A 12,107-nucleotide genomic window follows, 5' to 3' on the forward strand; every position below is an offset into this window, starting at 1 on the left:
ATATTCCCTTCGAATATCCCTCCCAAAATTAGTATAAAAGTAAGCATACCCCCATGAGTAAGTCAAAAGACGTAAAAGAAACGCCCTTAATGAAGCAGTATAATGCGATAAAAGCCAAGCATCCGGGTGCCTTGCTGCTTTTTCGGGTTGGGGATTTTTATGAGACTTTTGGTGAAGATGCCGTCCGGGCCAGCAAAATTCTGGATATCGTGCTGACTAAGCGCGGTAATGGCGCAGCGACATTTATTGAACTGGCAGGTTTTCCACATCATTCTTTGGATACTTATTTGCCAAAGTTGGTGCGAGCTGGGAATCGCGTTGCCATCTGCGATCAGCTAGAAGATCCTAAGTCGGTCAAAGGCATCGTTAAGCGTGGAGTGACGGAATTAGTGACTCCAGGGCTATCCTTTAATGATCAGGTTCTTGACACGAAGAAAAATAACTATTTGGCCTCGATTTCTTTTGGAAAGGATAAGCATGGTATAGCCTTCCTAGACCTTTCTACGGGAGAATTTATGTGTGCGGAGGGTACTTCATCCTATCTCGAAAAGCTGATTCAAAGCTTTGCGCCTTCAGAAATTATTTATTCGAAAGCAGCTAAGAAACTAGCAACTGACATGCTGAAGAATGATTTTATCACTTTTCACTGCGAGGATTGGGTTTACCAATATGACTTTACCTACGAAAAGCTCAAAACGCATTTTGGTACAGCCAACCTGAAAGGGTTTGGTATAGAAGAAATCGAAACAGGAATCATAGCTGCTGGTGCTATTTTGTATTATTTGGAAGAAACTGAGCACAAAGAGATTCAGCATATTTCTTCGATTTCAAGAATTGCTGAGGAGAAATATGTGTGGTTGGACAAATTCACTATTCGAAATCTGGAGCTTGTATTTCCGCAGCATGAAGGTGGAGTTCCTTTGATTAATATCCTCGATCAGACGGTGACGCCTATGGGTTCGCGAATGATGAAAAAGTGGATGGTGCTGCCGCTTAAAGAGAAATCAACCATTGAGGAACGATTAAATGTTGTTGACTTTTTCTACCAAAATGAATCGCTGATAACTGAAATGGTCGATCCTCTGAAGCATATCGGTGATCTGGAGCGATTGATTTCTAAAGTAGTAGTAGGTAGGGCAAATCCTCGTGAGATTAATCAAATCAAGCGTGCGCTAGTTAACATTTTACCAATCAAAGAGCTTCTCAAAAATCAGAAAAATCCTACGCTTCAGAGACTTTCTGATCAGTTGCATCCATGTGAATTTCTACGCGAAAAAATAGACAAGGAGCTCAAGGAAGATGCTCCAATGCTTACGCATCAGGGTGGCATAATAAGGGATGGGGTAGATGCGGAGTTGGATGAATACCGTGGTTTGGCAAATACCGGAAAGGATTTTCTGGTTCAAATCCAACAACGGGAAGTTCAGAAAACTGGGATTACTTCTCTGAAAATAGCTTTCAACAAGGTTTTCGGATACTATCTTGAAGTGACTCATTCGCATAAAGACAAGGTGCCTGCAGAGTGGATTCGAAAGCAAACCCTAGTAAATGCTGAGCGATACATCACGCCAGAACTGAAGGAATACGAGGACAAAATCCTAAATGCTGAGGATAAAATGATTGCAATTGAGCAACGCTTTTTTCTGGCACTGATTCAGGAAACTGCTCAATTTGTGACACAAATTCAACAAAATGCGAGAGTACTGGGCACATTAGATGTTTTACTTTCTTTTGCGCAGGTAGCACTTTCCAACAATTATTGTAGGCCAAAAATCTCTGATACAGAAACCTTGGAAATCAAAGATGGTCGTCATCCGGTGATTGAGAAGCAATTGCCTCCAGGCGACAATTATGTGCCTAATGATATTTACCTAGATCACGATTCACAACAGATCATGATCATCACTGGCCCCAATATGGCCGGTAAGTCCGCTCTGCTGCGTCAAACGGCACTGACAGTACTTATGGCTCAGATGGGAAGCTTTGTGCCCGCATCCTTTGCGAGAATAGGGATTATCGACAAGGTTTTCACGCGTGTGGGAGCTTCGGATAATCTTTCCAAAGGTGAATCCACCTTTATGGTCGAGATGACCGAGACCGCCAGTATTTTGAATAACCTATCTGATAGAAGTCTAGTGCTGATGGATGAGATTGGCCGGGGAACGTCCACTTATGATGGGATTTCCATTGCTTGGTCAATTGTAGAATACTTGCACAATCATCCTACTTTTCGTGCTAAGACACTTTTTGCAACGCATTATCATGAGTTAAATCAGCTTGCTGCCGATTTTCCTAAAATCAAGAATTTCAATGTTTCCGTGAAGGAAGTGGGGAACAAGGTGATTTTTATGCGAAAGTTAAAGGCTGGAGGAAGTGAGCACAGTTTTGGTATTCACGTAGCACAGATGGCTGGTATGCCTAATCCCGTAGTGTTGAGAGCGGCTGAGATTATGTCTCATTTGGAAAAAGACAAGGCTGTGGCTGATCAAAAGGAAAAAGTTAAATCTATACCTAAGAATAATTATCAGCTAAGCATGTTTGAGTTGGATCCTAAATTTCAGGAGGCAAAAGATTTGATTGAAGGAATAGATATCAATGCTATCTCTCCGATCGAAGCTCTTTTGAAGCTGCATGAGATCAAAAAGAAAATTGAAACTTAAGAAATTAATTTCCGTGTGTTAACGTAGTTTTTCTTGTATATAGATTTTTTATGGATAAAGTATTATTGAAAGATTTGCGCAAACAAAATAAGTACACTCAATTTTTTCAGGAGTGGAATGAGCAAGAATTTCAAGAGCACCCTGAGGAAGAGAGGAAAATGGAGGAATTGGAGCAGTTGAGCCAAAACATCGGCATGCGTGAAGGACTGACGATTGCTTGTTTTGACTATAGAAATTTGAGCTTAGCTTTTTTTACTGGGAATATAAGGGAATTGACAGGCTATCCTGCATCTATGTTTCGGGAGAAGGGGATGGAAACCACTTTTAGCATGACACATCCTGAGGATAGGACGGAGATTGTTCGTTTTCAGAAAATAGTTTTTGATAGTTTCCATCAACTGACGCTAGCAGAAAAACACACCTTTGAATTCTCATACACCACACGCTGGGTTCATCGTATTACGAATAAAGTCACCTGGGTTTTGGGAAAAGTTCGCCCTTATTTGATAGATTCTGCGGGAAATTTTGCAATGGATTTACACATTATCATGCAGCTACATACCCCTCCCAAAACGACTGGGTATGATTGGAATTACTCTTATCAAAAAGAAGATGGTACCCGAATATTTGTAAGTAAGAATTCTCCGAATAGTAGGATAGTTTCTCTTACGAAAAAGGAGAAAGAGATCGTATCCTTGATTTTGGAAGGAAAAGAGTCCAAGGATATTGCTGAGGACTTGAATATTTCTATAAATACCGTAGCTACACATCGAAAAAACATCCTAAAAAAGCTCAACGCTAGGAATGTTGGAGAAATGGTAAAAATATTATCAATTTATCCATTTTGATATTGTCTTGAAAATCAAGGATAAGCGGTATTATTGGAAGTATTTGTGAAAAAATTAATTAGCAGGTTCTTGCATATTTATAGATGACTCTTACCTTTGCATCCACAATTCAACTGGATCACGTTTCAGTTAACAACAAAAGCGAGAGTAGCTCAGCTGGTAGAGCACGACCTTGCCAAGGTCGGGGTCGCGAGTTCGAATCTCGTCTCCCGCTCAAAAAGCCCTTGATTCAAGGGCTTTCTTGTTATAGGGTATTTATAGCTTGGAAACGTCCAAGCGAAGCCTAGATTGTCTGATTCCGATTGCTATCGGGAGAAGCACCAAAGAAAAAATCTATATTTTAGGATATAGATTAAGCCGGGATGGTGGAATAGGTAGACACGCAAGACTTAAAATCTTGTGAGCGTAAGCTCGTGCGGGTTCGATTCCCGCTCCTGGTACATAAGCCTCGTAGAAATACGGGGCTTTTTGTTTAAATTTTGTTTGTGTTTACTGTCTATGCCATATCAAGTATTGGAAAAACCTATATCTATGTAGGCATGACTTCTAATTTGGAAGACCGACTTAATCGGCACAATTCGGGATATGAGAAAACTACCCGACCCTACCATCCATTTCGGCTAATCTATCAAAAGGACTTTCTGACTAGAGCTTTAGCGCGTGAATATGAAAAATTCATTAAGACAACTAGAGGAAAGCGTACCATTTTGTAGTCTTAAAATCTTGTGAGCGTAAGTCCGTTCGGGCCTGCCTGTAGCAGACAGGTTCGATTCCCGCTCCTGGTACATAAGCCTCGTAGAAATACGGGGCTTTTTGTTTAAATTTTGTTTGTGTTTACTGTCTATGCCATATCAAGTATTGGAAAAACCTATATCTATGTAGGCATGACTTCTAATTTGGAAGACCGACTTAATCGGCACAATTCGGGATATGAGAAAACTACCCGACCCTACCATCCATTTCGGCTAATCTATCAAAAGGACTTTCTGACTAGAGCCTTAGCACGTGAACATGAAAAATTCATTAAGACAACTAGAGGGAAGCGTACCATTTTGTAGTCTTAAAATCTTGTGAGCGTAAGCTCGTGCGGGCCTGCCTGTAGCAGACAGGTTCGATTCCCGCTCCTGGTACATAAGCCTCGTAGAAATACGGGGCTTTTTGTTTTTATACACTTTTTTCCAACTAGGCTTAAACCCTGCTCCCCAAAAAACTCCCCCTCATCGCACCATTTAACAAACGAAAAGGAACTTGCATGCCCTGTTTAGGGCTTATTCTATAGAATAAAATTATATTTGGAGCTGAGGTGATTTCTTCTGTAGTGAAACCCATGATATGCATTTGGGAAATTTGTTCACTCCTCCAATTCAATCCAATACACATTATTGATGCAAAACATTCCATTATACATTGGCAATAAGCCATTTCCAGGCACAGGTAAGAAGTTTAATAATTACAATCCGGGAACTGGTGACTTGTTAAATGAAGTGAGTAGCGCTTCTACTGCCGATTTCGAGAAAGCGATAGAATCCGCGAAGCAAGGACTTAAGATCTGGTCAGCCATGTCTCCTACTGAGCGGGGAAGAATTTTGCATAAGGCTTCACGTATTCTACGTGAAAAGAATGATGAATTGGCGCTACTGGAATCTCAGGATGCCGGTAAGCCTATTCGTGAAGCGCTTGAAGTAGACGTGGTATCTGGAGCAGATTGCTTGGAATATTACGCAGGTATAGCCGCTTCCATGCATGGAGAGCATATTAATTTGGGTGATGATTTTGCCTATACACGTAGAGAGCCTCTAGGAATCTGTGCAGGAATCGGAGCTTGGAATTACCCAATTCAGATTGCTTGCTGGAAATCAGCCCCAGCTTTGGCGTGTGGCAATGTCATGATTTTCAAACCAGCGGAACTTACACCGGTTACAGCCTACAAGTTGGCAGAGGTATATAAGGAAGCAGGCTTGCCCGATGGAGTTTTCAACGTAGTGCAAGGAGATGGCGAAGTGGGCCAAATGATGACTTCGCATCCAGATATAGCCAAGGTATCCATTACCGGAGAGGTAGGAACTGGCAAGAAAGTGATGGCAGCTGCAGCAGCGACACTGAAGCATGTGACTTTAGAGCTAGGTGGCAAATCGCCGATTATAGTATTTGAAGATGCAGACCTAGAGGAAGCTGTGAATGGTGTTCTGTTGGGTAATTTCTATACCCAAGGAGAAATTTGCAGCAATGGCACACGTGTATTTGTTCATGCTGCTATTCGTGAGAAATTCCTTGAAATACTCGTAGAGCGAACCAAAAATCTGAAGGTAGGCGATCCTGCTGATCCAACGACTCATGTTGGCGCATTGATTAATAAAAACCATTTCGATAAAGTGATGGGTTATATCGCTTTGGGAAAAGAGCAGGGAGCTGAATTGATTTCTGGTGGCAATCAGGTAAAGGTACCAGGATGTGAAGGAGGCTATTTTGTAGAGCCTACTATTTTCGCCAGCGCTAAAGATGAGGTACGAATCGTAGAAGAAGAAATCTTCGGCCCTGTGATGTCCATATTAACTTTTACAGAAGAAGAAGATGTGTTGCAGCGAGCAAATAATACGCCTTTTGGACTTGCGGCCGGCGTATATACAAATGACCTAAGAAGGGCTCACCGCATGGTGGCCAAATTGCAGGCTGGAATATGCTGGGTCAATACATTCAATATCACTCCTGTGGAAATTCCCTTTGGTGGATACAAGCAGTCGGGAATTGGACGGGAAAATGGCTTGGCAGCCATCGAGCATTATTCCCAGCTCAAGACAGTTTATATCGCCATGAAAGACTTGGGAAACCCTTTCTAGAATCTTGTTCTCTGACAGAAAAATTGTCTAAGAGCCAAAACAAACAGTATTTATGAAATATGATTTTATAGTAGTCGGTGGAGGTTCTGCCGGGGTAATCACTGCTTATCGACTTGCAGAACAAAAAGCCGGTAACGTACTACTTATAGAGGCAGGAATCTCTGACGAAAAGCGTGAAGACGTGCTTCAGCTAGACCAGTGGCAATCGCTGCTGGAAGGAGAGTTGGATTATGATTTTACGATCGAGAAGCAAGAAAACGGAAACTCCAATATGCGTCATAGCCGCGCCAAGGTAATGGGCGGTTGCAGTTCTCATAATTCTGCGATTGCATTTCAGGCGCCGGATTATGATTTTGAAGTTTGGACTGAAATGGGATTGGAAGGCTGGACGCCTGCAGATGTAAGACCTTTTTACACTAAGGTTTTCGAAAAAGTGAATCTAGAACTATCCGATTCTGGTAATGCTTGTGGCAAAGCTATGATAGATGCCAGTGAAGAATACGGGATTCCTAAGAAGGATTTTGTCCAAGGTGAATACAAAGAATCAGCGGGTTGGTTTTCTCTGAACAAAAAGGGAAATACCAGACATTCGAGTTCAGTAGCCTACTTGCATCCCTACGATCAAGTTCCCGAAAACCTCACCGTACTCACAGAAACTTTTGCGTATCGCTTGCTTTTTGATTCAGACAAAAATGTAACTGGAGTAGAAACTAGCAAGGGTGTTTTCGAAGCAGCTAAGGAAGTGATTTTGTCTGGAGGAGCATTTCAGACACCTCAACTATTGATGCTTTCTGGCATTGGGGCAGCTGAGCATTTGCAAGAAATGAATATTCCAGTGCTGGAAAATTTGCCAGGTGTAGGAAGTCATTTGCTGGATCATCCTGAAGGAGTGATTATGTGGGAGTCTGCCAAACCAGTTCCTGCTGAAACGGCTCAGAAATATGAAATAGGCATTTTTAGCAAAACTGATCTTAGCTTGCCGATAGCTGACGTAATGTTCCATTTGGGAACAGAAGCTTTTGACATGCATACGGTACCTGCAGGATTTCCTACCGCAGAGGAGGCTTTTTCGCTTACGCCAAATGTGATGCAGGCCAAAAGTGAGGGAACCGTGCGATTACAATCTACAGATCCAGAAACAGCTCCATTGATAGATCCGAAATACTTTAGCGATCCTGAGGGTTACGACATCAAGGTGATGGTGGAAAGCATAAAAATCGCAAGAAAGATCGCGGAGCAGCCAGCTCTTAAGCCATGGATTAAGCGTGAACTTGCGCCAGGATCAGCCATTCAGTCGGACGAGCAAATAGAAGAATACATCTATAAGACGCACAACACGGTCTACCATCCTGCTGGAACTTGCAAAATGGCTAGCGATGATGATGTTAATCAGGTAGTTAATAACCGACTACAAGTGAAAGGTATTGGGAAGCTTCGCATCGCTGATGCGTCGGTTTTTCCTACTATCACTAGTGTCAATCCTAATATGACTGTGATGATGATTGGTGAGCGTTGCGCTGACTTTATCATCCAGGATCATTCTTAAATAGACTCCACCTTTAGCTATTCTATTTGGCTAAAGGTGGAAAATTTAAGCTACCCCATTTTTTTAAGTGCTAGAGGAGGACAGCTTTTTTGCGTTAATCTAGATACAACCAAGATACTGATTAGTCCACATGCCATTGCTAGAGTTCTGAAAGGAAAGAGAACCGCTCCATCCGCTTGGGTCATTGGATATGGGATTATCGCTTCAATTCCGAAGGCAGGTTCTCCAGCTCCAAACCTCAATATTACCGAAACAATTAATCCTGCGATCGCTCCATAGCGATTTGCTTTCTTGTCGAAAAGCGCACAGACCAACGGTGGGAAAAGAAGACAATACACTAAATCACTGCATAAGAACCAGAGTGCATAGACACTCTGCACCTGTAGCGCAATAAGCGTGGCAGCGATACCAATGATCCAGATTACTTTTTTAATGACCTTAGCTAGAGATTTAGAGTCAATTTTCGGCTTGTAAAGTTTGCGATATAGATTCCAAGAAGCCATGGATGAAGCGGATAGAATAGATGAATCCACGGAGGACATCACAGCAGCGGCGATGGCGCCAAGTCCAATAGTTGCCACTATAGGGTTGGTCAGGTATCGTACTACATAAGGTAGTGTAAGCGCAGCATCTTCAGGTGGAGCTATTCCAAGTGCATTCCAGTCCACTACATTTCCTATCACACCGATCATTATTGCCGGAACTGCAGCTATCAAGCATACGAATCCTGCTATTATAGAAAGGCGCATGGCTACTTTTTCATTTTTGGAAGCCAAAACTCTCTGGAAATATACTTGCCAAGGAATTCCTCCGAAAATCAGAAGTAGGGCAGAGTCCCACCAGTTCCAATAGTAATCTCCCCAGAGCTCATTTTTATAACCGTCCAGTGGAGGGAATAGATTGGCGTAGATGCCTTTGTTCTCCTGATAAGTAGCCCAAGCATAATCCCATCCACCGACTTTGTCTAATGCAAAAGGAACAACTAGGATAAGTCCAAAGAATAATAATATCATCTGGATGACATCGGTAAAAGCCACCGCCCATAATCCACCGAGTGCTGTATAGGCAATGGCAATAGCAGCGGATAAGATGATGGAAGGAACAAAGTCCATTCCTAGCACCGTCCCAAAGGTGGTACCCAATGCAGTAAGAATAGCCGAGGTCCAAAACAACTCGCCTGTGATAGCAGGAATACTTAGCGCTGCGGCGACATTTTTACCAAATCGCTGTTCCAAGGGATCAATCATTGTTTTGAACTCATAACGTCTCATTTTCCGGGCAAAAAATAAGCCTCCAAAGATGAGGCTTAATGCATATCCCCAGGGTGCTTGTACCCAGGCGAGACCAGATGAACTCGTGTACTCTGCCGTCCCATTGATATAGCCTCCTCCTACCCAAGTGGCACTCATGGTGAATATCGCAACGCCCAAAGGGAGTGAACGTCCAGCCAGCATGACACTATCTTCTGTGTCCTGACTTTTCATATTTGCAGCATAGGTTCCTATGTAGAAAATAGCGGCGTAGAAAAACATCATCGCTATAAATCCTGGCCAGTAGACAGGTCTACCCATCCAGTGCATAATGGCACCGGCGAGCAATAGGACAAGCATAATAATTAATGAGGGGAGTAACTTTTTAAGCATTGGGGGCAATTCTTTTCAATCTTGAAAATTGACATGCCGATTGGCGTTGGATTTATTCAAGAAATTGAATCCAACAGAAAATATATTCGGCAAAGAGTGATTTAGAGACCTGCAAGCTACTATTTTTAATGGGAAGGGTTCCCGTATTGTGAGTTTTTCACTGATTTAGGACTTTTACTGGATATATACTGCTGTGAATGGATGATCAGACTTTGAGGAAATACCCCCTACTACTTTGATTTTTTCGTATTTTGAGAGCTATGAATGAATTAGAATTTTTGTCTACAGACTGGCCTACAGTAAAGCACTGGCTGATCATTGGAGGTATAGCATTAGCCACTTTTCTGATTTTTCTTTTTCTAGCAAGAAAGTCACGGACGCTTCTCAGTAGAAGGTTAATAAAGAGAATGGACGATGATCTGCTGGCGAATTTTCTAGCCGGGGTTTTTGGGTCTATAGTAATTCTTATCGGGTTACTTTTCGTATTCCGTATCATTGGATTGACAGGAGTGATCTCGGGAATGCTAGCTGGAGCTGGGATATCTGCCTTTATCATAGGTTTTGCGCTCAAGGATATCGGAGAAAATTTCCTAGCCGGTATCATCTTGGCGTTTAAGCGTCCGTTCCGTGTGGGAGATATTGTAGATATCAACGGGATGCGGGGCCAAGTGCTTATGCTAAATCTCCGTGATACGCAGATCAAAACTGGCGATGGCAAAGACGTCTTTATTCCAAATGGAATTATCCTGAAAAATCCACTGATCAATTTCACCATAGACGGTTTTCTACGCTATGATTTTATCGTGGGATTGGATTACAGCTCTGATTATTATGCAGCTATTGAAGTGATCAAGTCTGCAATCGTAGAGGTGCCCGGCGTGTTGGATAGTTCCAAATTACCTTCAGTGTGGGTAACCGAGATGGCAGAAAGTACGCTGAATATTCAGGTGACTTTTTGGGTGGATACATTTGATCGTGCGATATCTGATGCTATAGTTAAAAGCAGCGCGATTTTGATGGTGTTGACCGCATTAGAAAAGGCCGGCTTTAATATGCCGGCCCGTATCGTGGAATTGAAGAATTACCAAGGTAAGGAGTTGAAAACCTCCGTCCCTACTTCTTTATGATTTGATGATTCCAGCCAAATCAGCTGGTGAATAAGCTACTGATTTCAGCGTTTTTCTATCGCCTTCTCTGAATACCAGGAACAAATCACCTTCTTTTTCATAGAAGCATTCTGTGCCTTTCGCATTGTAGTGTGCTACGGTTGCTTTTGCTTCGTCTTCGGTTTTGCAAGCTTTGCTCATGTTTGAGCGTTGTACTTCGTCAAATAATGTTTTGAATTTTTCTCCCAATCCAAACTCCAAAATTGCTCCTGAAAGCACGTACTGCAAGTCGCATAATGCATCAGCTACCTCGACCAAGTCATTATTTGCGATAGCTTCTTCAAGCTCTTTCAGCTCTTCAGCCAAAAGCGAAACACGTAGATCACATCTTACTTTCTCAGGGATAGTTGGAGAAGGCAAAACGGGATGTTTGAAAGTTTCGTGAAATAAAGCGACAGAAGTAAGGGACTTAGGATCTTGCATAATTTTAGAATAAATGAAAGTCTGAAATAAATGAAAAAGACCGGATTTACCGGTCTTTTTGAAGAATATTAACGTCTGACTTATCGTTTTTTCAGCACTACGGAGTTTTCTATGTTAGCTTCTATCTTGGCTAAAATTTCAGTATTACCATCTGGGCTGTTCGGACGAATTTCAATTTTACCATCATTATTAGCATCTGTGGCACTAGTGAAATCAACTCCAGCGAAAAGCTTCTCCATTTCAAAAGAGAGTAATAATTCAGTATTGTTTTCTACTTCAATTCCTGAATCAGATTCTGCAGTAGCCTCTATTACCTTTTCGGTTTCAGTCCAAAACTGAGTTGACTTGCCATTGATCTCTCCGGTGATCAGCAAAGATTTCTGGTACATAGGATCACCACTACTTTGATTCTTATAAAGTGAAAAAGATACTTCTTTATAATTACCTTCTGGAGTATTCCCTTCACCTACCAAAGAAACCTTAGTTTCTCCATTTGATATCAATTTAAGGGATTTTTGCTTTGAGGATGAGCTTTGTAAATCTGCGTTTAGAGTCGTCTTAAGCTGTATTCCTCCTAAATCAATTCCTGCTATTAAATCTGCTGCAGCATAGTACTTCATTTCTACATCTTGAGTTCCTACTGTAAATTCATTTACAGTGAATCCGCTAATTATAAATCGGCCATTTTCAGAGGTGCTTGAATTAGGCTGTGTAGTTGTGGCTTTCAATGAAGCCTGAGTTTCAGATTCAGAAATTGGCTTTTCATCTTCTGATTCACAAGAAAATAATCCCAAACCTGCTGGTAATACGATTGCAGCAAAGGCTATTTTTCCAATATTCAATTTCATAAGTTTTAAAATTTTGATTCCAGTTGCCTTTTCAACACAAATGCCATTTCGAAACTTTTCTGATTAGCTAGGTAGTTTCAGTTGGATTGGAATAGTCATCTTTGTAAGATTTGAAAAGTCACAGCTTGCCTCTTAT

General features: G+C 41.8%; 10 protein-coding genes and 2 tRNA genes. 9 read left to right on the forward strand and 3 right to left on the reverse strand.

Going from position 1 to position 12,107, the window contains the following annotated elements; all coding sequences use genetic code 11:
• Positions 1-53 precede the first annotated feature (53 nt).
• The 8 genes from mutS to BM291_RS01465 all read left to right on the forward strand — a co-directional run bounded on the left by mutS (position 54) and on the right by BM291_RS01465 (position 7,891).
• Entirely contained in the window at positions 54-2,660 is a 2,607-nt protein-coding gene (gene mutS, locus BM291_RS01430) for a DNA mismatch repair protein MutS (RefSeq protein WP_092894391.1), read from the forward strand.
• A gap of 50 nt (positions 2,661-2,710) precedes the next feature.
• On the forward strand, positions 2,711-3,508 hold the full coding sequence (locus BM291_RS22445) for a helix-turn-helix domain-containing protein (protein WP_092894392.1): 798 nt from the start codon (positions 2,711-2,713) through the stop codon (positions 3,506-3,508).
• Between the two features lie 141 nt (positions 3,509-3,649).
• Positions 3,650-3,722: transfer RNA gene (locus BM291_RS01440), tRNA-Gly, on the forward strand.
• Positions 3,723-3,864: 142 nt separating this feature from the next.
• Positions 3,865-3,948, forward strand: a tRNA-Leu gene (locus tag BM291_RS01445).
• A gap of 45 nt (positions 3,949-3,993) precedes the next feature.
• Positions 3,994-4,221: a GIY-YIG nuclease family protein gene (locus BM291_RS01450; protein WP_092894393.1), complete on the forward strand. Its 228-nt coding sequence runs from the start codon at positions 3,994-3,996 to the stop codon at positions 4,219-4,221.
• A gap of 117 nt (positions 4,222-4,338) precedes the next feature.
• Complete coding sequence (locus BM291_RS01455; RefSeq protein ID WP_092894394.1) at positions 4,339-4,566, forward strand: GIY-YIG nuclease family protein; 228 nt, start codon at positions 4,339-4,341, stop codon at positions 4,564-4,566.
• Positions 4,567-4,893: 327 nt separating this feature from the next.
• The gene (gene betB, locus BM291_RS01460) at positions 4,894-6,345 is read left to right on the forward strand and encodes a betaine-aldehyde dehydrogenase (protein ID WP_092894395.1); all 1,452 of its coding nucleotides are present in this window, start codon (positions 4,894-4,896) and stop codon (positions 6,343-6,345) included.
• Between the two features lie 52 nt (positions 6,346-6,397).
• The gene (locus tag BM291_RS01465; protein WP_092894396.1) at positions 6,398-7,891 is read left to right on the forward strand and encodes a GMC family oxidoreductase; all 1,494 of its coding nucleotides are present in this window, start codon (positions 6,398-6,400) and stop codon (positions 7,889-7,891) included.
• 50 nt (positions 7,892-7,941) lie between these two features.
• Here BM291_RS01465 and BM291_RS01470 read toward each other — a convergent pair whose 3' ends face one another.
• Positions 7,942-9,501, reverse strand: coding sequence for a high affinity choline transporter 1 (locus BM291_RS01470; protein WP_245786750.1), 1,560 nt, complete (start codon positions 9,499-9,501; stop codon positions 7,942-7,944).
• A gap of 293 nt (positions 9,502-9,794) precedes the next feature.
• Between BM291_RS01470 and BM291_RS01475 the strand changes: the two genes are divergently transcribed.
• Positions 9,795-10,661, forward strand: coding sequence for a mechanosensitive ion channel family protein (locus tag BM291_RS01475; protein WP_092894398.1), 867 nt, complete (start codon positions 9,795-9,797; stop codon positions 10,659-10,661).
• On the opposite strand, the gene BM291_RS01480 is transcribed toward BM291_RS01475, so the two are convergent.
• Both BM291_RS01480 and BM291_RS01485 read right to left on the reverse strand, forming a co-directional pair.
• A complete protein-coding gene (locus BM291_RS01480; RefSeq protein WP_092894399.1) occupies positions 10,656-11,123 on the reverse strand; it encodes a pyrophosphohydrolase domain-containing protein in 468 nt (155 codons plus the stop codon). The two genes, BM291_RS01475 and BM291_RS01480, sit on opposite strands and share 6 nt — an antisense overlap.
• 80 nt (positions 11,124-11,203) lie before the next feature.
• Complete coding sequence (locus tag BM291_RS01485) at positions 11,204-11,971, reverse strand: hypothetical protein (protein ID WP_245786751.1); 768 nt, start codon at positions 11,969-11,971, stop codon at positions 11,204-11,206.
• Positions 11,972-12,107 lie beyond the last annotated feature (136 nt).

Source organism: Algoriphagus aquimarinus, assembly GCF_900112005.1.
In the GTDB taxonomy this organism is placed as follows: Bacteria; Bacteroidota; Bacteroidia; order Cytophagales; family Cyclobacteriaceae; genus Algoriphagus; species Algoriphagus aquimarinus.

Excerpts from the sequence above, each read along its gene's own strand:
- BM291_RS01475 (WP_092894398.1), top strand. The coding sequence starts at position 9,795 with ATGAATGAATTAGAATTTTTGTCTACAGACTGGCCTACAGTAAAGCAC.
- BM291_RS01485 (WP_245786751.1), bottom strand. The coding sequence starts at position 11,971 with ATGAAATTGAATATTGGAAAAATAGCCTTTGCTGCAATCGTATTACCA.
- BM291_RS01480 (WP_092894399.1), bottom strand. The coding sequence starts at position 11,123 with ATGCAAGATCCTAAGTCCCTTACTTCTGTCGCTTTATTTCACGAAACT.
- BM291_RS01465 (WP_092894396.1), top strand. The coding sequence starts at position 6,398 with ATGAAATATGATTTTATAGTAGTCGGTGGAGGTTCTGCCGGGGTAATC.
- mutS (WP_092894391.1), top strand. The coding sequence starts at position 54 with ATGAGTAAGTCAAAAGACGTAAAAGAAACGCCCTTAATGAAGCAGTAT.
- betB (WP_092894395.1), top strand. The coding sequence starts at position 4,894 with ATGCAAAACATTCCATTATACATTGGCAATAAGCCATTTCCAGGCACA.
- BM291_RS22445 (WP_092894392.1), top strand. The coding sequence starts at position 2,711 with ATGGATAAAGTATTATTGAAAGATTTGCGCAAACAAAATAAGTACACT.
- BM291_RS01470 (WP_245786750.1), bottom strand. The coding sequence starts at position 9,501 with ATGCTTGTCCTATTGCTCGCCGGTGCCATTATGCACTGGATGGGTAGA.